The organism is Streptomyces sp. NPDC050619 (assembly GCF_040654815.1).
GTDB lineage: Bacteria > Actinomycetota > Actinomycetes > Streptomycetales > Streptomycetaceae > Streptomyces.
Window position 1 is genome coordinate 69707 of record NZ_JBFAIR010000045.1, and the last position, 22610, is coordinate 92316.

12 protein-coding genes are annotated in these 22610 nt (G+C 70.6%); 6 read left to right on the plus strand and 6 right to left on the minus strand.

Annotated features, from left to right (window positions below):
- Positions 1 to 124 precede the first annotated feature (124 nt).
- A complete protein-coding gene (locus AB0I77_RS45805; protein ID WP_363288845.1) occupies positions 125 to 2245 on the minus strand; it encodes an NACHT domain-containing protein in 2121 nt (706 codons plus the stop codon).
- A gap of 645 nt (positions 2246 to 2890) precedes the next feature.
- On the opposite strand from AB0I77_RS45805, the gene AB0I77_RS45810 reads away from it, so the two are divergent.
- Entirely contained in the window at positions 2891 to 3625 is a 735-nt protein-coding gene (locus tag AB0I77_RS45810; protein ID WP_363288846.1) for a dienelactone hydrolase family protein, read from the plus strand.
- Between the two features lie 78 nt (positions 3626 to 3703).
- On the plus strand, positions 3704 to 5002 hold the full coding sequence (locus tag AB0I77_RS45815) for an IS701 family transposase (protein WP_363288847.1): 1299 nt from the start codon (positions 3704 to 3706) through the stop codon (positions 5000 to 5002).
- A 99-nt stretch (positions 5003 to 5101) separates the two neighbouring features.
- Here AB0I77_RS45815 and AB0I77_RS45820 read toward each other — a convergent pair whose 3' ends face one another.
- Positions 5102 to 9421, minus strand: a complete 4320-nt coding sequence (locus tag AB0I77_RS45820; protein WP_363288848.1) for an FtsK/SpoIIIE domain-containing protein — start codon at positions 9419 to 9421, stop codon at positions 5102 to 5104.
- A 195-nt stretch (positions 9422 to 9616) separates the two neighbouring features.
- Between AB0I77_RS45820 and AB0I77_RS45825 the strand changes: the two genes are divergently transcribed.
- On the plus strand, positions 9617 to 10477 hold the full coding sequence (locus tag AB0I77_RS45825; RefSeq protein ID WP_363288865.1) for a hypothetical protein: 861 nt from the start codon (positions 9617 to 9619) through the stop codon (positions 10475 to 10477).
- On the plus strand, positions 10474 to 15732 hold the full coding sequence (locus AB0I77_RS45830) for a caspase family protein (protein ID WP_363288849.1): 5259 nt from the start codon (positions 10474 to 10476) through the stop codon (positions 15730 to 15732). The genes AB0I77_RS45825 and AB0I77_RS45830 overlap by 4 nt, the downstream gene beginning before the upstream one ends.
- Here the strand turns inward: AB0I77_RS45830 and AB0I77_RS45835 are convergent.
- A complete protein-coding gene (locus tag AB0I77_RS45835; RefSeq protein WP_363288850.1) occupies positions 15708 to 16040 on the minus strand; it encodes a P1 family peptidase in 333 nt (110 codons plus the stop codon). The genes AB0I77_RS45830 and AB0I77_RS45835 overlap by 25 nt on opposite strands.
- 87 nt (positions 16041 to 16127) lie before the next feature.
- On the minus strand, positions 16128 to 17579 hold the full coding sequence (locus AB0I77_RS45840) for an FG-GAP and VCBS repeat-containing protein (RefSeq protein ID WP_363288851.1): 1452 nt from the start codon (positions 17577 to 17579) through the stop codon (positions 16128 to 16130).
- An 86-nt stretch (positions 17580 to 17665) separates the two neighbouring features.
- Between AB0I77_RS45840 and AB0I77_RS45845 the strand changes: the two genes are divergently transcribed.
- Complete coding sequence (locus AB0I77_RS45845) at positions 17666 to 17800, plus strand: hypothetical protein (protein WP_363288852.1); 135 nt, start codon at positions 17666 to 17668, stop codon at positions 17798 to 17800.
- 1187 nt (positions 17801 to 18987) lie between these two features.
- On the opposite strand, the gene AB0I77_RS45850 is transcribed toward AB0I77_RS45845, so the two are convergent.
- Together AB0I77_RS45850 and AB0I77_RS45855 are read right to left on the minus strand one after the other, a co-directional pair.
- On the minus strand, positions 18988 to 19257 hold the full coding sequence (locus AB0I77_RS45850; protein WP_363288853.1) for a hypothetical protein: 270 nt from the start codon (positions 19255 to 19257) through the stop codon (positions 18988 to 18990).
- A 1146-nt stretch (positions 19258 to 20403) separates the two neighbouring features.
- Positions 20404 to 21906 carry a hypothetical protein gene (locus tag AB0I77_RS45855; protein ID WP_363288854.1) on the minus strand — a complete coding sequence of 501 codons (1503 nt, stop codon included), beginning with the start codon at positions 21904 to 21906 and terminating at the stop codon, positions 20404 to 20406.
- Positions 21907 to 22259: 353 nt separating this feature from the next.
- On the opposite strand from AB0I77_RS45855, the gene AB0I77_RS45860 reads away from it, so the two are divergent.
- On the plus strand, positions 22260 to 22541 hold the full coding sequence (locus AB0I77_RS45860) for a hypothetical protein (protein ID WP_363288855.1): 282 nt from the start codon (positions 22260 to 22262) through the stop codon (positions 22539 to 22541).
- The last annotated feature ends 69 nt before the right edge of the window (positions 22542 to 22610 follow it).

Consider the following 22610-nt stretch of genomic DNA (forward strand, 5'->3'; position numbering starts at 1 on the left):
CGGGATGCGCTCGCGCGTCCCGGAGCTTCGAGCTCGCCGCCCGCGTCGTCGACGTCACCTTCAGCCTGCACGAGGCCGCCGACCGAGTCGGCCCAGGCGCGACACGTCAGTTGCCCCTGCCGGGCTACGGACCCGGATGTCTGGCGAGCCAGTCCTGGAACTCGCGGTGCCGGAACTGGTAGGCCACACCGGAGATCCGCAGGAGACCCGCTTCGTAGGCCCAGTTGAGAAATCCGCCGAGCCGCAGGGGGAGCCGGCCCCGGGAACAGACCAGGAACACCAGGTAGCGGCGGCCGGCTCCGGCCAGTATGCACAGGCCCGTCGACGCCCCGATCGCCAGCCCGCTGGTCACTCCGATCCACAGTGCCGTCGTCGTTCCGGCCGTCAGGCCGAACGCCCGGCCGCCGGTGAGTCCGCCGTTCAACGCGACGATGAGCGCGCACGTCAGCGCGAGCAGCGCGCCGAACAGAAGGTCGTCGCGGACCAGGTGCCGGGGATCGGTGGGCTGCACGAGGTCGCGCGCGCCGGCCGGTGCCGGGTCGGTCGTGGCACTGCCCAGCAGCGCGAACGCCAGTGCACCGGCCAGCGCGCCCACGAAGGCGCCGGCCGGTACCGCGACGAGCGCGCCGACCGGTCCGAGAGACAATGCGGCCCCCAGCCCGCCCGACAGCCCCAGGGCGAGGGCGCCGGTCAGCGCGCCCGTCAAGGCCCGGGCGCGGCGATGGCGCCGGGCCGGACCACGCGATCGCCACAACCGGACCGTTCTCGGGGCGGGCACCGAAGCGCGGGAGGACCGCCAGATCGCCAGGATCCCGGCGAGCGCGGGTACCACGCCGGCCATCAGCTGACGGGTGGGCAGGCCGGCGGCCTGAATCACCAGCACGGTGGCGAAGACGACACTGATGAGGGTGGAGGACAGGGTGTCCACGACCCGGACGCGTCCGGTGCCCGCCATCGGCCACAACCGGTGGAGTATCAGGTCGGTGCCGACACCCGCGGTGGCGGTGCCCGCGGCCGCCGCAGTGGGCGGCGCGGACTCGAGGTGGACGGCGAGTGCGGCCAGCCACCGGTGCGTCTGTTCGGCGGTGTAGCGCTCGGCGTGGTGGGGGTGCTGACTGACGGCGGCGGGCAGGTAGCGGACCAGGAGATGGTCGCGGACGGCGCCCGGATCTGGGAGAACGCACAGTTCGGCGGGGTCGTACAGATGGGCGAGGGTGTCGGGGTGGCGTTGCTCGTGGACGGTGACGGCCAGGTTGAGCCGCCACGGCGTGTCCAGGGCGCGAGCCAGTGCGCAGTCGGGGGCCGCGGCCAGGGCGGCACGGACGGGTTCCCAGCGCCCGGGGTCGGTGACACGGGCGGTGAAGTACTCATCGATCTGGCCGTGTTCAAGGGGATCGATCCGGATACGGGCGGCCTCCCGCATCCGTACGTCCACTTCGGCCAGTTTCGCGTACTGGGCGGTGCGGCAGGTCAGGACTACCGGTGCGCTGCGCATGGCGTCCTGGTAGGCGTTGAGCTGGTCGAGGGCACGGGTGGCACGGCGGCGGGCGACTGGGACGCTGTCGAGGTCCATCTCGTCCAGGCCGTCCAGGACGGGCAGGATCCGCTGCCGGTCGACCAGGGCACGGGCGTCCGCGGCGGTGATGCCACGGTCCCGGAAGCGCTCCCCGATCTGCTCGGCGATCCACTCGTGCAGCGGCCGTACGGTGTTCCAGGCCGAGAGCGAAAGGCGGACCGGGACGGGATCGGCGTCGGTGCGGTCCGGGTCGGTCAGGACGGCGAGCAGGAAGTGCAGGGCCAGGACGGTCTTGCCGGCCCCGGGCCCGCCCGTGATGACCAGCCGGGTGGGCTCCAGTCGCCGGTAGTAGCGCACGACAGCGCCGAGACTGCCTCGAGGCTCGGCGCCGACCGCGTTGTTGCCCGGTTCGGGGAAGTGACGGAAGGTCAGGTTGATGCGGTGGCCGCCCGGGCCGAGCAACTGCTTGACCTGTCCCGTCTCGGCGGCGAGGACGACCGCCGCCAGAGTCCGGGCCTTCGCGTCCAGGTCCGCGGCCGCCTCGGTGCGGTCGCCGCGGTAGGCGAGCCAGGCCAGGACGAGGCCGGGCGCCCCAAGAAGCACGCTCACCAGGGTGGCGGCCAGGGACGCCACGTGGAACCGTCGGGACAGCCACAGGGCCACCGCCAGGCTCAGGGCCAGTATGGCGAGCAGGGCGACGTCCGTGCGACGCGTGCGTAATCCAACCATGGGGTCATCTTCGGGCGGCGGTCCCGGCCGGGCGGATCATCACTCCGTCCCCCACCGGATCGTCACGCGCCCCGCACAGGTTTCCGCTCCGTGCGACGAGGCAAGCCGCCGGGCCGTCAGGTCACCGTCGCCGCCCGCGTCGCACTCCCACGCAAAAGGCTGCTATTGGCGTGACCGACCGTCACCGCACCACACGAAGTGGACCAGAGCCGCGACTCACCAACAGAGCCAGAGCAGCAGTGCCGGCGCGTGAGTGCCTGTTTTCGATCCTTGGCGATGTTTGCCCGGCTCAGAATTCAAACAGGCCCTTCGAAGTGTGGTGAGGACCGTGTAGAAGCAAGATCGGTACCGCTGTCACGGGCACGGCGCCGACCGGGTTCAGGATCAGAGGTGCTGACCGAGATCCGCGAACAGCACTGTGGACTTGAGTGGCTGGCATCCATCCTGTCCGGTGGGCTACGTTGTGCGGCGATGACTACCGGGACGGCATTGCGCCACACACGGATTGGTGACCCGGCGCTCCTCTGAGCGCCGTACGGGCCGGTGCTGGCCCGCTGTTGGGTCGAGGATCTGGCGCTGCTGCGCGGGCTCCGCCTCCTGTCGTGTTGATCACAGCTCGACACGTCAACCACGACAGGAGAACTCATGCCCATCAATACGCTGCACATTCCCACCGCGGACGGCCAGGCTGACGCTTTCGCCGCCTTCCCCGACGGTGGTGAGCGGCACCCAGGGGTGCTGATGTACGCGGACGGCTTCGGCATCCGGCCCGTGCTGCGGGAGATGGCCCGCGAACTGGCCGGGCACGGGTACTACGTGCTCGTCCCCAACCTCTTCTACCGGCACGGCCCGGCACCGGTGATTGAACTTCCCGAGCACATCGGAGAAGAGGTCCGGCCCGCGGTCTTCGCCCAGCTGATGCCCTTGATCGAGGCGCACACCGCCGAACGTGCTCTGAGCGACGCCGACGCCTACCTCAGCTTCCTCGCCACCCAGCCCGAGGTCGGCGCCGGACCGGTCGCGGTGACCGGCTACTGCATAGGCGGCCTCCTGGCGATGCGCACCGCCGCGGCCCACCCCGGCCAGGTGGCCGCCCTCGCCGCATTCCACGGCCCCGTGGGCGTCGACGGACCTGACCTCTTCGCCAAGCTCACCGCTCAGGTCCACCTCGGCCACGCCGAAGGTGACATGACGCCCGAGGCCCTCGGTGAGCTCAACCAGGCCCTGGACGCCGCGGGGGTCGGCTACACCTCCGAGATCTACCCCGGCACCATCCACGGCTTCACCATGTCCGACACCGACGCCTTCAACCCCTTGGCGCTGCAGCGCCACTGGGACCGCCTGCTCCCCCTCCTCGACCGCACCCTGGCCAACAGCTGAGGCTCCGGCTCGGAAGTAAAACCTAGTAGGACTCCGTTACGTCTGTCTCGCGGTGCTGTTTGGGGGCATGTTGGGGGTGTGGACGCACATGAAGTGAACCGTGCTCGGGCGAAGTTGGGGTTATTCGTCGCTGATGTGTTCGCGTCGGTGCCGCGCAAGGATCAGCGGGCGAAGGGTGACTGCTATCTGCGGGGGCTGATGCTGGACGGCCGCCGCAAGTCCGTCCAGGCCATGGCTGAGCGGCTGCCGGACGGCAACGAGCAGAACCTGCAGCAGTTCGTGAACCAGTCGACGTGGGATCCGGTGCCGGTGCGGCGGCGGATCGCGGAGCGGATGGTGCCGCAGATCGGCTCGGATGCCTGGGCGGTCGACGATGTGTCGTTCCCCAAGGACGGGAAGATGTCGGTGGCGGTCGCTCCCCAGTACTGCGGAGCCTTGGGCAAGCAGGCCAACTGCCAGGTCGCGGTGAGCGTGCACGCGGTCTCCGATGCCGCGTCCTGTCCGCTGCAGTGGCGCCTGTTCGTGCCCCAGGAGTGGGCGCACGATCCGGTCCGCCGACGCAAGACGGGGGTCCCTGACGAGATCGGGCACCGGGAGAAGTGGCGCCTGGCCCTGGACGTCCTGGACGTCCTGGACGTCCTGGACGTCCTGGACGAGCTGGCCGGTTGGGGTCTCATCCCGCCGGTGGTGGTGGCCGACGCCGGCTACGGGCAGAACGCCGACTTCCGCGACGGGCTGGAACGTCGGGGCATCGGCTACGTGGTGGCGATCCGCTCGGACGTGACCGCCCACCCGCACGATGCGGTGCCCACTGCCCCGCCCTGGTCCGGCAACGGCCGCAAGCCTCAGCCCCGCTACCGCGACAAGCCGTCCCCGGTGGCCGCGCTCGCGGCGGGCCAAGGGCGGCAGGCCTTCACCGAGGTGAGCTGGCGGGAAGGCTCCCGCGGGCCGATGCGTTCGCATTTCCTGTCCCTGCGGGTGCGGCCGGCCGGGGTCAAGTCCCGCCGCCTCGCCCAGGCCGCCACAGACGAAAACTGCTGGGACGGCGTCCTGCCCGACGTCACACTGCTGGTCGAATGGCCCGCCGGCGCCGAGGCGCCCACCGGCTACTGGCTGTCCAACCTGCCCGCCGACACGGCGCTGGCCACCCTCGTGCGCACCGCGAAACTGCGCTGGCGCATCGAGCACGACTACCGCGAGATGAAACAGGCACTGGGCCTGACCCACTTCGAAGGCCGCACCTGGAGAGGCTGGCACCACCACGTCACCCTGGTCACCGCCGCCCACGCCTTCCTCACCGAACAGCGACTGGCCCCAACAGCCGATACACCGGACTCACCCTCTACCAGATCCTCGACACCATCCAGGACCTGCTGAACTGCTGGACCGGCACCTGCACCACCTGCCACCGCCCCCTGCCCAGAACATCCACCACCAGCCCAAACCCAAGAGCCAGAGCAACCTAACGGAGTCCTACTAGTGCTCGGTGACCGCCTGGACCGGAGTGAATCTGTCGGCCTGGATCAGCAGGCCGCGGCCGATCGGAGCCTCCTGCCTGTTGTTCGGGAGGCGGATTCCGAACAAGTCGCCTGCGAGCCTGCTGACTTGTGGGGAGAGAAGCAAGCCGTTGTGGGAGCGGCGGGCCGCTACCAGGAAACCCCGGTACTGGGAGTTCATGGTGTCCACTGTGCCGGCGGCGAGGACAGCTCGTTCGCCGTCGTGAGGGCCGCGGAGGATGTCTTCCAGCGCCGTGTCCAGTGCCGTGTCGTAGAGCAGGTCCGCGTCGTCGACCAGGACGGTGCAGCCACCGCGGCCCGCGCGAGCGAGCAGTTCCAGCAGTCGCTGTCCCGAAGCGTCGGCGCCGAGGACGCCCAGCACCCCTGGTACGCCTTCGAGTTCACGCAGCGGCGACCGCTTCGGAGTGATCAGGACGAGAGGTACGTCGCCCCGCAGCAGCGAGTGCGCCGCGACCAGCAGCGTGGTCGAGCGACCGGAACCGCCCGGGCCGGCTACGACGAAGCCGGGACCGGACGCGGCGAGGTCCACGCCGATGGGGGCGAGTTCGTCGCCGCCGACACCGAGCAGCGCCCACATGCGTGAGGGCGGTACGAAATCAGGGGCGAGGGCGTACGCCTCGCGCACGGTGGCCCGGAGCGGGAGCGCGTCGACCCGCATGGGCGCCAGATCGCGTGGCGGTGGTCCATGGGTCCGCTCCGCCTCACGGCCCAGGCTGCGCATGGCCTCGGCCTGGACCTGGCCGGAGGGATCGGGGGCGAGAAGCGCGATCTGGCTCTCCAGCGCACCGTCGTCGGTTGCCCACAGGGCGCGGCCGGGCGGCATGTGCGCGGGTACGTCGCGGAACCCGGCCAGCGCGAAATCGTCGGGGTCGGCCGTGCGCAGGATGAGCCGGTCCTCGAACAAGGCGGTGACTCTGCCGACCAGGCCGGCCCGGCCCGCCGTCATCACGACCTTCAACCCGGCCGACGAGCCTTCGCGCAGGAGCCACATCATGTCGTCGATGAGCTTGCCGTAGTGGTACGGGCCGAAGGCTTCGTAGAACCCGTCCCAGCTGTCCAGCAGCAGCACCATCCACGGCAGCCGTTCCCGCGGTGACGGCGCGGAAGCACGCTGTTCGGCGACGCTGGACGCGCCCTTCACCGCGAGGAGCCGCTGGCGCCGGGACACCTCGGCCCGCAGCCGGTCGAGCAGGCGGGCGGCTCGGTCGGCCTCGTCCCGGGTGACGACGGCACCGCAGTGCGGAAGGGACTCCAGGTGCGCCAGCGTCTTCGACCCGCAGTCCACTGCGTAGAGGTGCAGGTCGGCCGGGGACGCGGTGGACGCGAGGGCACCGGCGATCGTCCGCAGGGCCGTGGAGCGGCCGGACCGTGGACCGCCGAGGAACAGCAGATGCCTGCCGTCGCCCGGGTCGAGGGTGAGCGGGAGGTGTGCCTGTTGCCTCGGCGCGTCGGTGACGCCGTAGACCGCGGGCGGCACGTCCTGGTGCCGTACCGGATCGGCGGCGGGCAGTTCATCGATCGTCACCAGGTCGGTCAGGGCCGGCAGCCAGGGGCTGTGCTGCTCGCCGAACCCCTCCGCCGCGGCAGCCTCGGTGACCGCGTCGACGAGCACCGCGAGATCTGTCCGGTCGTCGTCGGCATACGTCGACGGCGGGTGGCGTTCGGGGGCGGGCCGGCCGAGGGCTTCCCAGGTCAGCGGAGCAGCCCAGGGAGTAGCGGGGTCGGTGGCGGCCACGCCTGGACGCCTGCCACCGACACGTCCCGCCTGGAACGGCAGCAGACTTGAGGCACCGAGCCGCGCGTAGGCCCGCCCCGGGGTGCGTTTGGAGATATAGCCAGCGTCGACCTCGTCGATCACGTCCTGGCTCTCGCCGGCGTCGGTGACCCGCAGCGCGATCCGCAGGTTGGTGTTGGCGCGGATCTCCGGCGACACCACGCCGCTCGGGCGCTGCGTCGCCAGGATGAGGTGGATGCCCAGGGACCGGCCGCGCTGGGCGATGTTGATCAGGCCGGTGACGAAGTCGGGCAGCTCCCGCGCCATCGCGGCGAACTCGTCGACGACGAGGAGCAGACGCGGCAACGGCGGCAGCGAACGATCCCTGCGTGCCAGGTCCTCGTACTCCGCGAAGTCCTTGGTGTCGACGCTGCTCAGGAGCGACTCGCGCCGCCGCAGCTCGGCGCCGAGCGAGGCCAGCACTCGCTCGGTCAGGTGCGGATCCAGATCGGTCACCATGCCGACGGTGTGCGGCAGTCGCAGACAGTCCTTGAATGCCGCTCCGCCCTTGTAGTCCACGAGGACGAAGTTCATCGCGTCGGGGCGATTGGTCACCGCGAGCGAGGCCACGATGGTTTGCAGCAGTTCCGACTTGCCGGATCCCGTGGTGCCCGCGATCAGACCGTGCGGGCCGTCGCGTACCAGGTCGATCGTGAACGGGCCGTCGAACGTCTCGCCGACCACGGCGACGGCGGAGTGGCCGCCCGCGCGCCACCGGGCGGTGATCGCCGCGGCGGACGGCGGCTCCAGCCCCATCACGTCCAGCAGGCGGCAGGCGTCCGGCAGCCCGCCGCTCTCCTTCTCGCTCGCGTCGCGAACCGGGGCCATCGCACGGGCGAGCCGCTCGCACCAATCGGCCGTGACACAGTCGGGACGTACTGAGAGGATCGGCTGCCCGCCCAGCTGCGAGACCTGGAGCAGGCCCTGTCCGTCTTCCTCCACGAGCGCGCGGCACTCGCCGGGGAGCAGTCTGCGGTCCATGTCCAGACAGATCAGGTGGACGCCCACCTGTGGCCCTTCGCGCAGGATGTGGACCAGTCCGGGCATACGGCGCAACCGGCGTGAGCCGTCGAGCACGACGAGGATCGAGGAGCCGTTCCAAGCGCCTTCGGCGGCGAGGCTCGCGGCCCGCGACGCCTCCTGGCGCGCGATGACGGTATCGAGCAGCTCGTTGATCCGGCGGGCCACACTGTCCGCGTCCGAGCCGAGCAGCGCGACCGCGCTCTGGCCCGCCCGGGCCCGGGCGTGGGGCAGCCAGCGCACCCACTCCCAGCACTCCCGTCCCGAGGGGTCGGTGAGCACGCAGACAGACAGGTTGCTCGGCCTGTGCAGCACCGCCGCCTGGGCGACGAGCCAGCGCCCGACGGCTCGGGGCAGCTCGCCGCGGCCCGCGACGCCGAGGACGCCGTGTTTGCGCAGCAGGAGGGAGACGGGGACGTCCTTGAGCCTGTCGGGCTCGGCCCGCGTGTGCCCTTCCTGGCCCTCGTGCGGGTCCTGTCTCGGGTCGTGGTCCGGGTCGGTGATCTCCACCTCGGACAGGAGGTCGCCGGTGCCGACCCGGAGGAGTCCGTGGTCGCCGTCGGTGAGACGGCGCTCCCACAGCCGCTGCCCGAAACCCGTGGCGGCGAGGAGCAGTTCGGCCGGATCCGGGCCGCCGTGGCGGCGCGCCGCGGTCTCCTCGGCCATCGCCGTCCGCGCCTGCTGTTCGATGTCCGCCTTCTGCCGCCGGTATTCGTCGAGGGCCCGGCGCGGCGACGTGGCGCCGGGCCTGTGGTCCCGCAGGTAGGTGCCGATCAGCCCGAAAGGACCGGCCGCGGCCGCCTGTCGCGGCTCTGCGGGCAGCTGGAACCGGGTCCGGTACGGCGCGGGGGTGACGCGTGGCGGCCGGTCGTAGTCGAGTCCCATGCCGTCCGTGGAGGGCCTGAGACCGGTGTTGGGGAGGCCGGGGTCACGCAGCTCCAGCAGGGAGTGGCCTACGGCGATCAGGCCGCCGCGGCGCCATTCGGTGCCGTCGCGCGGTGGCTCGCCGTCCAGCGTGACGGCACTGCCGGGAACCGCGCGGACGGTGACGCCGCCGTCGGCGGCGACATCGATCCGTACGGCGGCAGCGGGCAACGCGCTGTCCGCGAGCCGGACGCAGGCATCAGGGCCGCTGCCGACGACGGCCGCTCCGGGACCGAGCCGGTGTATACCGCCCGCGTCGGGCCCGCCGGCGACGCGTACCTCGACGATGCCCTGGGGCGCTGGGCGGGCGGACACGGTGTGCGCCGCGGTGGAAACGATCACGCCGTTACGGATGGGGGAGCCGTGGAGCGGCGACGCGGGATCGAGCCGGACCCCGTCGACGTACAGCGTGGCCGGCTCACGCGCGTCCGCGGGCAGGCCGAGCAGCCGCGTCAGCTCCGTCGCCAGCGCGCCCACCGACGTGTGGGGGTCGGTGTCGACGAGCACGTCCGCACGGAGGTCACGTGTGGCGTCGAGGACGACGCTGAGCTGCAGATCCAACTGCCTTCCCCCTGGCTGACGATGCGCCTGGGGCCCATTGTCACAGAGGACCCCCCGGAGACGGCAGGGTACGAGAGCCGCCACGGAAGACCGGGCCCCGAGGCCCGAGTTGTACGATGCGGGCTGTCCTGACGGCAGCGGGGAACCCCCGCGTACCACATGTCCGGAGCGGGGGCTGGGGTTCGGGTGGCACGGGTGTTGTGTGTGCACGGTATCGGCCAGCAGTTCAAGGGCGAGCGGGTGCTGCACGGCGAGTGGTGCCCGGCGCTCCGGGACGGCGTGGGACGGGCGGGCGGCACGCTCGGGGCCGACGATGTCCGGTGCCTCTTCTACGGCGATGTGTTCCGCCCGCCGGGCAGACCGCTGTCGGTGGGTGTACCGCCGTACACGGCCGCCGATGTGGACGACGACTTTGAGCGCGAGCTGCTGCTGGCCTGGTGGGCGGAGGCCGCCCGGACCGATCCCGGGGTGGTGGACCCGGACTCCCGGACCCTGGCACGCGTTCCGCGCGGTGCGCAGGCCGCGCTGCGCGCGCTGAGCACGTCGCGGTTCTTCTCCGGCCTTGCCGTGCGGATGCTGGTCTTCGATCTGAAGCAGGTCCGCCGCTACCTCATGGACGAGGACGTGCGAGCGGAGATCCAGGACCGGCTGGCGACCGCCGTGGACGCGGACACCCGTGTGGTCGTGGGCCATTCACTGGGCTCCGTGGTCGCCTACGAGGCGCTGGCCGCCCACCGGACCTGGCCGGTGCGGAGTCTGGTGACCCTCGGTTCGCCGCTCGGTGTGTCCTTCGTCCAGGACTTCGTTCAGGGTTTCGTCCACGACCGGCTGCCGAGCGGGCAGCCGGGTCGTTGGCCGGGGTCTGTCGAACAGTGGACGAACATCGCCGACTCCGGTGACGTCGTCGCCCTGCGCAAGGACCTTGGCGGACTGTTCGGCGGCGACGATAGGCGCGTACGCGATGTGGAAGTGCACAACGGCGCGCATGCGCACAACGTCCAGCCCTACCTGACCGCCGTGGAGACGGGGCGGGCGATCCTGTCCGGGCTCCGATGAACGAGGGACGGACGGGGCGGACGGGCCAGACGGGCGGAGGGCGCCGGCTGCTGCTGACGACAGCCGTGACCCGGTACGTCCACAACCCTCAGTGGGACCGTCCCGAACTGGCCGACGACCAGCAGCGGATGGTGGACCTGTTCACCGAGGACTTCGGCTACCGGCACGTACCGGTGCTGGGGCTCAGTCCCACGGCCGATCAGCTCCGCGACGCCCTGCGTGACTTCTCCACCTCCCCCGACCGGCGCCCGGACGACTACGTGGCGCTGTACATCGCGGGCCACGGCGATTTCCTCGACGACCGGGAGTCCCGCAAGGAGCACGTCCTGCTCACCGCGGACGCCGATCCCCGGGACCTGCGGCACCGCGCGGTGAAGACGGCTCACCTCGCCGAGTGGCTGCTGGCGGGCACCCCGGTACGACGGCTGCTGCTCATGCTGGACACCTGTTACTCGGGCGGCGGTGGCGGCGACGCCGCCCGTGAGGCCCTGTGGTCACTGTCCGACGTGGGCGGTGGTGCCAGGGCGGACGTCGAGCGGACCGGCGTGATCCTGGTGACCGCGACCCGCCCGAACCAGATGGCGCAGCCAGGGGTGTTCACCACCGCCTTCGCACGGGCCGCGCGCCATCTGGCGAGCGGCGGCTACTCCCAGCCGCAGCTGCGTGTCGACTCCGTCCTCAACGTGCTCAGGGAGGACAAGGCGACACCGAGGGAGCAGACCGCCACCTGCCACCTGCTCGGGCTGGAGGGTGAGCAGCCGGCGTTTCTGCCGAACCCGCGTTACCAGCGGGAACTGATCGACCTGGATCTGATGGTGCAGGACCAGCTGCGGCAGGCCGCCCTGCGCGCCGAGGAGTTGCGCACCCGGTTCGTCCCGGCGACGCAGTGGTTCACCGGACGGCACCGGGCCCTGACCGAGCTGACGCGGTGGCTCGACCGGCCCGGCGACGACAGCCGCGCGCGCGTGGTGACCGGCAACCCGGGATCGGGCAAGACCGCGCTCCTCGGACTGCTCGCCGCCCTCAGCGACACCGAACGCCGGCCGACCGTGCCGCGCGGCGGCCTCCCGGACATGGTCCCTGACGAAGGGGCGATCGACGCGGCGGTCTACGCGGGGAACCTGTCCACCAGCGAGGTCCTGGCGGGGATCGCGGCCGTCGCGGACGTCAAAGCCACCACCGTGGGCGATCTGCTCGACGGCCTGGAGGGCAGGGACCGTCCGCTGACCGTCCTGGTCGACGCCCTCGACGAGGCCAGTGACCCGCAGGGACTGATCACTTCCCTGCTCCAGCCGCTCCTGACCCGCGGCCAGGACAGGATCAGGCTGCTGCTGGGCACCCGTCCCCACCTCCTCCCCGCCTTCCGCGCGCGCGGGCGGATCGTGACACTCGACCTCGACGAGGAGACCTACGCCGATCCGGACAGCCTGCGTCTTTACACGCGGCGGGTGCTCACCGAGTCGTGGCCGGACAGTCCGTACCGGAGCGCGGACGGCGCGGCGGTGTCCGCGGTGGCCGCCGCGATCGCCGAGGCCGCCCAGACGTCGTTCCTCGTCGCCCGGATCGCCGCGCAGACCCACGCCTCGCTGCCCTCGCTGCCCGATCCGGCCGACCACACCTGGCGAGACCGGCTCCCCCGCCTGGCCGGCGAAGCGATGCGCGCGGACCTGGTACTGCGCCTGGGAGAGAGGCAGCAGCAGGTCAGGGACCTGCTGCTGCCCCTCGCCTACGCGCAGGGCGCGGGGCTGCCGTGGGAGGACATCTGGCCCCGCCTGGCCACCGCCCTGGCCGGCGCTGCGACGTACACCAACGAGGATCTGCTGTGGCTGCGCCGGGTGGCCGGCTCCTACGTCGTGGAGACCGGTGCCGGAGGCGAGTCGGCCTACCGCCTTTACCACCAGGCGCTCGGCGATCACCTGCGCAAGGGGCGCGACCGGGCCGACGACCAGCGGACCATCGCCGAAGCGCTCCGCGAGCACGTCCCCGCCGCGGGCGGCGCCGGGCGCGACTGGGAGCGGGCGCACCGCTACATCCGTACGCATCTGATCACCCATGCCGCCCAGGGGCAGCGGATCGACGACCTGCTGACCGATCCGCGCTTCCTGCTCGCCGCCGAGCGCCCCCAGTTGCTGGCGGCGCTGCCGGGCGCGCGCGCCGGGGACGCCCACTCCGCCGCGACCGCCTACCGGCAGGCGGTACATCACCTGCGCGGGCGGCCGCCCGAGGAACACGCCGCCTACCTGGAGACGGCCGCGCACTGCACGGGCGCCCGCACGCTGGCCGCCGCGGTGGCCGGGAGCGGTCTGCCCCGCCCCTGGTCGATCCGCTGGGCCTCCTGGCGGCCGGAGCCGCCGCACCGCACTCTCACCGGGCACACGACGAACGTGGTGTCGGTCGCCATGGGGCAGGCGGGCGGGCGTCCGAGGGTGGCCAGCGGGGGCACCGACGGCCTCGTGCGGGTCTGGGACCTGACCAGGCCCGCGGAGAACGCGAAGCTCGTCGGCCACCATCGGGGCCAGGTCTGCGTCGCCCTGGGCGAGGTGGCGGGACGTGCCGTCGTCGTCAGCGGAGGCTACGACCGCACCGTGCGGGTGTGGGACCTGGAATCCGGCCGGTCCGTGTCCGGCCCGCTCACCGGGCATAGCGGTTATGTCTCGGCCGTGGCGCTGGGCGAGCCGCTCGGGCGGCCCATCGCCGTCAGCGGCAGCTTCGACTTCACCTTGCGGGTGTGGAACCTTGAGAACCTGGAGAGCCTGGAAAACCCGGACCATTCAGACATTCTGGCCCCCGTGGGCGAGCCGCTCCACGGACACGAGAGCTATGTCTCGGCCGTGGCACTGGGAGAGTCGCGGGGGCGGCCCGTCGCCGTCAGCGGCAGCTATGACGGCACCTTGCGGGTGTGGAACCTGAACACCGGACGCACCGTCAGAGTCCTGCGCGGTCACACCAGTTATGTCTCCTCCGTCGCACTCGGAGAGCTGGACGGGCGCACCGTCGTCGTCAGCGGCGGCGACGACCGGACGCTGCGGGTCTGGGATCTGGAGACCGGCACGGCGGTGGGAGAACCGTTCACCGGGCACACCGGCCGGGTCGAGTCCGTGGCACTGGCCGAGATCGACGGCCGGCCGCTCGTGGTCAGCGGCAGCTACGACGACACCGTGCGGGTCTGGGACCTGCGCACCGGACACCCCTGGGGCAAGCCGTTCGGCGGCCATAGCGGGCGGGTCCAGTCCGTGGCCGTCGGCGAGCTGGACGGCAGGCCCGTGGTGGTCAGCGGCGGCGACGACCACTCCGTACGCGTCTGGGACCTGACCGCCGCGCAGGTCACGGGCAAGCCCTTCACCGGGCACACCAACCGCGTGCAGTCCGTGGCGCTGGGCGACCTCGAAGGCCGGCCCGTTGTGGTCAGCGGCAGCGCCGACCGCACCGTCCGGGTGTGGGACCTGGCCAGCGGGCAGCCCACGGGCACACCGCTCACCGGTCACGAGGGCTGGGTCCTCGCGGTCGCCTCCGGCACGGTCGACGACACACCCGTCGCGGTGAGTTGCGGAGAGGACCGCACCGTCCGGGTGTGGAACCTCCTGACCGGACAGCCCATGGGCGTCCCGCTCACGGAACCCTTCGGTTACGTCTCCTGCGTGGCCCTGGGCAGGTGGAAGGGACGGCCCATCGTGGCCGCGGGCACCAGACTGACGGTGCGCCTGTGGGATCCGGTCACCGCAGAGACGGTCAGCAAACCGTTCATGCGCCACGACGGCTACGTCTCCTCGGTGGCGGTCGGCGAGCGGGAAGGTCGCTGCATCGTGGTCAGCGGCAGCTACGACCGTTCGGTACGGGTGTGGGATCTCGACGCGGGGCGAGCGATCGGCGAGCCGTTCACCGGCCACGAGGGTCTGGTGGAGTCGGTGGCCCTGGGCGAACTGAACGGACGTCAGATCGTGGTCAGCGGAAGCGCGGACTACACCGTACGGGTCTGGGACCTGGCCACGGGCAGGCCCGTCGGGAGCCCGCTCACGGGCCACAACGGCCGCGTCCGGGCTGTGGCGCTCGGCGAACTGGACGGCGCGCCCGTCGTGGTGAGCGGCGGTTCGGACGACGTCGTCCGGGTCTGGGACCTCGCCACGGGCAAGCCGGTGGGCGAGCCCCTCGTCGAGAACACGGGGCACGTGCTGTCCGTGGCGGTCGGGGTGCTGCACGGGCGGCCCGTCGTGGTCAGCGGCAACGCCGACCACGGCATCCGCGTACGGGAGCTGTCCGTCTCACCCGCCATCAGCCCACGGTTCGCGGGGGAACCGGCCAAAGGAACCGTCGGACACACCGACGTCGTTTCGTCGGTCGCCGCCTCGGCCCGCCACGAGGGTGGCCTGGCCGTCAGCGGCAGCCACGACTGCACCCTGCGCGTCTGGGACCTCGCCACGGGGGCTCCGGTGGGTGAGGCACTCGCCGGACACACCGACTGGATCATGGCCGTGGTGGTCGGCCGGCTGGACGGCGTCCCCATCGCCGTGAGCGCGGGCGACCGCACGGTCCGGATCTGGGACCTCAGCAAGGGGGCGGCGAGGGGCGCACCGCTCACGGGGCACACCAGCTACGTCTCCGCACTCGCGTTGGCCGACTCGGACACCGGCACGCCGCCCCTGCTGCTCAGCGGCAGCTACGACAACACCATCCGCCGGTGGGACCTCGCCACGGGCAGCGCCGTGGGTGAGTTTCTCACCGGCCACACCGACTGGGTCATGGCGCTGGCGGCGGGCCGGCCGGGCGGGGTGCCCATCGCGGTCAGCGGCAGCGCGGACGGCACCGCGCGGGTCTGGGACCCGGCCACGGGCCGGGCGATGTGCGAGCCGCTCACCGGGCACGACGGCTATGTGACCGCCGTCGCGGTGGCGGAGTCGGGCCGGGGCCCCACCGCCGTCACCGGCGGCGAGGACGGCATCGTCCGGGCGTGGGACCTGCGGCACCACCTCACCGGCGGACCGGCCGACCCGGATGTCCCGCTGTCGCGTGTCCTGCTGTCGCGCGACGCCCCGGTCACGGCGCTGGCCTTCTCCCCGGAGGGAGACATCCTCGCCATGGGCACCGGTTCAGAGGTCGTGATCACCCGGATCAGCGACGCCCATCAGCGTGAGATCGAACTCGACGCCCGCGTCCTCGGCCTCGCCTTCGCCCCTCACCGCGTCCTTGTCGTCGCCACGGAACAGGGCCTCTTGGCCGTCGGGCTCGACACAGGTCATGAGCTCATGAGGTCGGTGTAGCAGGGGAAGGTGCCCGTTGGTGTGGTGACACCGGATGCCGAGCGCACGCCGTCGAGGACGGCCAGGGCCATGACCTCGGCGGCGGCCTGGATCCGCATCAGGGCCGTGACCCGGCTGTCGGGGTCGTCCCCCGGGATCCGTGTGCGTCCGGTGGCCGGCCCGAAGACGGTGTCTCCGTCGACGAGGGTGTGGACGGGGTTTAGGGACCGGGCGAAACCGTCGTGGGCGCAGGCCGCCGTGCGGCTGGTCTCGACGACGTCGACGTGGGGCGGGAGGGGGCGAGGGGGAATCGGACGCCTCTCTGTCACTCGCGCGCGGCCCCGGGCAGACCACGCGGCAGGAGGGGGCTGTGGATCGCTCCTCAGCGGTCGCCGCAGGCTCAGCGGTCAGTGGGCTTAGCGTGCGAACGGCCCGCCCAATCGCGTATACGACAGCTTCAGCGACGTCACGGAGTACGACTTCGAGCCCGTCGTCGTGATGCCCGAGCCGGAGCCCTTCAGCAGGTGGACAAGGCCCCAGCGGTCCTCGTAACCCAGCTGTTCGTTAGTGTCGATCACGAGGTCGGCCCGGCCGTCGCGGGTGTAGTCGGTGAGCTTGAGGTGGGCGCCGAACTGGTCCTCGGTCTCGGCGGTGCCGGTGATGCCGGAGGTGTCCTGGCTGTAGGACTTGGCGCCGGTGCCGGACAGGCCGCCCGCGCGGCCGAGGAGGACGGTGACGGTGCCGGCATTGCGCGTGGTGGCGAGGTCCTCGCCGCGGGCGCCGACGGCGAGGTCCGCGTAGCCGTCGCCGTTGACGTCACCGGCGGCGATGGCGGAGCCGAAGAAGTCCTCGGTCTCGGAGGATCCGGGCACACCGGTGGTGTTCTGAGTAAACTTGACCGGCTTGCGGGCGGTGTTGGGGCCGTTCGAGCCGCCGTACTGGACGGTGACGTAACCGCGTTCGCCGTCGCCCTGCTCGTAGCCGCGGCCGATGGCGAGGTCGCCGTAGCCGTCCTTGTCGAAGTCGCCGGTGGAGAGGATGTCGCCGCTCTGGTGGCCCCCGTCGTCGGGCACCCGCAGCTCGGCCGCGCGCTGGGTGAAGGTGCTGCCGCCGCGGTGGAAGAAGGCCCGCATGTCCGCGTCGCTGGAGGCCTGGAGGTCGGAGCCGAGGATGTACAGGTCGGTCGCGGCGTCGGCGGTGACGCGGCCCGCGACCAGGTTGGGGGCCCACAGGTAGCCGTAGGAGCCGCCCAGGGAGTCCCAGCCGCTCTTCCCGCCGGTGCGGGTGAAGGGGCCCCTGAGGAGGACCACCGCGGTGCGGCTGTTGCTGGTGACGGCCAGGTCCTGGTCGCCGTCGCCGTCGAAGTCGCCGGACACCATCTCCTCGCCGAAGTGGTCACCCTGGCCCTCGTACTCCTGCGGGACCGGCGAGTTGAAGACCGTGCCCGAGCCGAGGCCCTTGGCGCTGCCCCAGACGACGGTCAGCCCGCCACGGGACTGGATGGTCCCGGCGTCCTCGCCGGGCGAGGAGACGACCAGGTCGGCGTAGCCGTCGCGGTCGAGGTCGGACGTGGCGGCGGCGGATCCCCACCCGTCCTCCGCCTCCACCGCGCCCGGGATGCCCGCCGAGTCCTGGTGGACGGTCTGGACGCGGGTGCCGGGACCGGACGACGTGCCGTAGACGACGGTGACCCGGCCGTCCTTGCCATGCGAGCCCCCCAGCATGACGAAGTCGCGGTAGCCGTCGCCGTTGAAGTCGTCGGACAGCTTGGCGGGGGCCGCCGACACCGCGGGGGCCGTCAGGAGCGGTGTGCAGAGCGCTGCCGCGAGGGCCACGGCAGCGGCGAGGGCGGTACGTCTGGCGTGCATGGGTCTCCGTTGTCGAGAGCGTGCTGTGAGCGACCTGCTTTTGATCTGATCGACTGCGCTCTACGACGTACGCGGCGGCCGAATGGTTGTACGTACGCTCTAGGACAGCTTCGAACGCTCAGATACGCGTCGGCCTGCCCGCCCACCTGCGGTTCTCCCGCGACCTGGTCGCCGACCTCATCACCCAGAAACTCGCCCTGGAGGGCGTGACGTTCTCCTAGCACCCCCGGGGGCTCCACGGCAACACGAACTCGTGTGCCGCCTCCTGTAGGCCGAGCCTTCCTGACGACGGGGCCCGTATGACGTTCCTGTCGCCAGAGTACGGCCCACAGCAGGGGAGAGGTGAATTGCGTGGGCCCGAAGTCGGTCCGCCGAACGATGCGAAGTCCACCATTCTCGCTGGATACCGAAATTCAGTGTGCGTGAATCTCCACGTGTCCGCGAAGGTTGCTCTCTAAAAGGACGCTTCCGAGGACTTGGCACCTGCGAATGAGGCGGTGCTCGCAAAATGTCTGGCTTTGAATCGGCCGTAGTCACTGGTATTACTCCGTCGAATTCTGCCGGGCCGTTGAAGGTGACCTCGGCGAAATCGGCTTCTCCATCGAACCTGGATCCGTCGAATCAGGCACGGCCGATGGCGGGAAGGCCCCTGGTCTGACACGGCGGCGGTAGTGCCGGTGTCGCCGCTGGTCAAGGGTGTCGTGGGGCGGGTGCGGGCACGGGTACGGCCACCGTGATCATGAACGTTTGTGACGACGTAGGCCAGGTGCACCCCTGACGGCGAGAAAAGGCTGGGCAGTGACCACATGTTCCTGGGTTTCGGGACGGGTCCCGAGACTGACTGCCTATTGTGCGGTGTGTACATCAGGCCACGATGGGAGTGCGGGAGTTGCGCAGGATCAGCGAGTTCCCTTCCGTGACGCTGGGCCATGTGCTGAGCAGAGACCACCAGCCCGGCATGACCGTCATCCGATACAAGCCGTGGGGGACCCACATTCGTCGGCCCGGCCAATGCTTCAGCTTCATCGAAGTACAGTGTGGTGCGTGTGACTCACCGGTTCGTCTGCGCGTTGACTCTGTCGATCGCGTCAAGAAGCTCCGGCGTCGTGGCCTCTTTGCGGTTGGGCTGGGACTGTTGCTGGCCACAGGACTCACATTCGCAGCATTTGTGTGGACTTCGGCGATAACTCAGTCGCATACCCTGTCCTTTTGGTGTGTGACTGCGGGATTCATCAGCCTCATAGTCATCTTCTTCGGTTCCGGCTTTTGGCTGCCGGAGCATGGCATCACTTCGATTGATGAGCCCGGCGAAGTTCCTCACACGTATCAGCACTTCCTGGTGGAGCCGTCGACTTGGCGGAGCGACGCCTGAGCACTTGAGCATCTGCCACGGCAGATGTAGCTCCGGTCAGGGTTGGTCGTGAAGGCGGTGTCGTCGCTGGTGGCATGCCTGGGCGGTGGCTTGATGGTGTCGACGCCAAGCGGTCCAGTGCAGGACGTGTTCGCGGTCGCGGGCGGGTGGTGGCAGAACGAGGCTGCGCAGGAGGCGTACGAGTTCCGGGCAGGCCAGCGGGACGAGCCGGGCGGGCCTCGCGCTGACGGTGGTGCTGGGCGTCATGGCGTGCAGGGTCAGCGCGAGGACGGCGGCGGCGACCAGAGAGAACAGCGACCAGCGCATCCAGGAGTTCCAGCAGGTGACCTGGCCTTGGTCCAGGCCGGTGAAGCCCTTCGCGAGCAGCCCTGACTGACGCCCTCGCCCACAACCACCTCCTGGTCGGCACGATCGCCGCCTACCTCCAGCGCCAGGACCTCGACCCCGAACTCCTGCGCCGCTACCTGCAGTCACCCAACGCCGACCGCTACATCACCCGCCACGCGGTCGAACACCTCGACGGCCTGACCAATGCCACACCCGAGGAACGCGGCGAGCCGACATGGACCTACGTCGGCCGGAGCATCGCCCGTGCCACCGAGTGATGAGGCTGGCAACTGACGGCTGTTCACTGCGCGGCCGGGACGAGGCCCTCATCGGCGTGGGCCCCGTTCTGGGTGAGCGCGCCCGTCGTGTTGCGTTCGCCACCGGCGGGCAGGTAGGGGCGTTCCCGGTGTCGGTTATTCGCGCAGTTGAGACATGTTCATCGCTGTGACCTGCAACATCTCAACTGCACTCACAGAAACTGAGGCTGAGCTCTCTGCCCAGGTGACCTGCTCTGATGAGATGCAAGGGCTCTTGCGGCCCACGGTGGCAAGCCTGTGACCTGGGGTGCCGCATCACTAAGAATGTCTCAACTGTATGGATAGTTTCTTGACATTGGGGCCATGAGGATGCAAAGAAGTTGATCTTGACGTGAGGGGGTGGGGCGCCGCTCCATGAGGGGGCGGGGGTGAGGAGCAAGTCCAGCGTTCGTTGGAGTGCTCCGTAGCGGGGGTGGCTCCTGTCGCCCCGAAGCCGACGAGGGCGGCGTTCCAGAAGTGGGGGCGGCTGGCCATGGCTACGATCTCATGAAGGCGACGGGGCTGCAGAGCGGAACGCTCTATCCGCTGATGGCACGCCTGAAGGGCGACGGACTTGTCGGCTCCCGGTGAGAACCCCGCAGGAGAACGGTCAACGACCCAGCGTCTACTGCCAGTTGGCTGCGGAAGACGTCAGTCGGCGCGCTTGGAGCTCGCCCAGCTCTCCCTGAGCCGGGCAGACATCCGTGCGGCCGCCCGCCCTGTGCCCGGGAGCGCGGTACGAGCCGTTCCTCCGGGCCGCAGCGTGTGGCCGGGTCCCCTGCGCCGAGCCTGCCGCAGACTGCGCGAAGAACAAAGCCTGGTATAAGCCTTACACCAGGTCGACAGGCGAAGGGCCGGGCCCGGCGAGGCTGAAACGACTGGGTGCCCAAGGCGTGACGGGCGGCAGGGGAGGGGTGCCGCCGTCGGCACCGAACGCCTCGCGCGGGGCGACGATGTGCTCCTGGTGCAGGCGGTGGGAGAGCAGGGCGTCGTCAAGGAGATTGGCCAGGCCGTCCCGGCCGCCATGACGGCCCGACAGGCGCGTGCACTGCACCGCCTGGACCACCCACTGGACCAGCACCCGGCGCACCACGGAGCGCAAGGCCTGCAGATCCGACGCCTTGTCCTTGTCTCCATGTGCGTACGCCGAGCGGGCCGCGTAGCCGGTCCCCACCGTGGTGCGGACCTGCAAACGGTCATCGTCGTCCGCGCCGACGAGCACCGCGGCACGCTGCTGGACTTTGCGGCTCAGATCGGTGCGCCCGCCGTCCCCGCCGGCCAGCAGGCACTCCAGTGCCGCGGTGAGCCGGAAGGCGGCTTCGCTCAGGTGCAAGGACGACACCGCAGTCTCGCCACCGGAATCGCCGATGACGTGGCAGTTGACGAAGAGGAAGTGATCGGCGGCCCGCGTTAGTTGATCGCGGCGCTTGGCATCGAGCCCAGCGACGCCGGTCAGGAAGGCGCGGCAGAACGTGGCAACATCCGCCTCGTGCTGGCGACTGACCACGTAGGACGGCCACTGGCGGTGTGGAGCAAGGGCGTAACCCCAGCGGGACACTTCCGACGGAAGAGGCCAGCCCAGGTACGGGTCAAGGACATGGCGCCCTGGTTCCACCAGGTAGCGCGGCCCGGCCACGACCGGCACCGCCAGGGCGAGATTGAGCGCGAGCACAGGCCACACGAGCACCCGCGGCCGGTCGTCGTCCACGGGGACCGGATCACTCCCCAACGGGCGGCGGAGCAGACCGAAGCCGTGCATCTCATGCAGGGCGCGCGGTGCCAGCAGATCACCCGCTATTCCGGGAGCCCCCGTCAGCGGCAGCAGCGGATCGCCGGCGTAGTCGAACGAAGCGAGCTGCCACCCACCGAGGTCGACGGACGGAGCGCTCTCGAGGGTGACGTTGACACAGATGTACTCCCAGTCCGCAAGCTGCGGACCGCACATGTAGCCGACCGCCCGTTCCACGGCCTCCGGGACACTGAACCGGTCACTGCTGGCCAAGACCTTCAGGGCGGCGTGTGCGGTCTGCAGTGCCAGGCCTCTGTCGCCTGCCTGCGAGTTCGGCAGGCGTGGCCGCCACGGGGTCCTGTCCTCATAGCCGGCCACCACGGCGACTGATGCCGCGGCATCAGGCAACTCGGCTTCCAGCAGATGCTCCAGCACACGACCACGTGCCCGGGTGTCGATGAGCCAGTTGGAACGTCGTGTCCGTGTGCCGCCCGACAACTGGCGTGACAACACCTTGATGTCCTGTGCCGTCATGCCGTGAAACCGCCGCACAACCCGCTCCAACGCATCCTGCAGTTCCTGCTGCGCAGTTGTCGTCGTCATGGCCCACGGTAGGCACACCACGCGCCACTACGCCTGGCATTTTCCTCGCCAGCAACCTCGACGCCTGTCTGCACCGGACCACGCGCGCGTGACGCCAGGTGTCCATGTCCCTCTTGGCGCCAGGCAGCCACCGCCAAGCCTCCCCCCGGCCCTCACCGTGAGCGGCCTGCGCATGCCCCGCTTTCAGGCCGGAACACAGCTCAACAGGACGGGTGTGACCATGGGGTTGGGGTCCTGTCGCGTACCGCTGCCGGACCGTGGGAAGCCAACAGCACCCTGCGGGTTCTCCCTGCCCCGCGCTGCTGGATCACCTCCCGTACAGTGTCCGCGGGGAGGTATGAGACACAAGGGGGGTGCTGTCGGCGCTGCCCGTCGACTACTTCGACGTACTGGTGACACCGTTTATCGAAGAGGTCTCGCAGCACCGGCCGCTGTCGGCGCCGGCCTGGCTGCGGGCGGCCGTGGTCGTCGCGGTGCGCAACAGCCGTCTGGAGGACTTCCATGCCTTGGGCGGACCGCTGCGCGCAGCCGACATTACAGCCGTCACGGAGGCCGCGACCGATCCGCTGGCCCTGCTGCTGAAAGAACCCGGCACACCGGTCAGGAATAAGACGCTGTTGTCTTTTCGATCTTGAGGGATGCGCGTCGAACGGGAGTCCCGATCGGGTGGTCGCGGGGTGTTGGGCGCATACGGACAGGGCCTC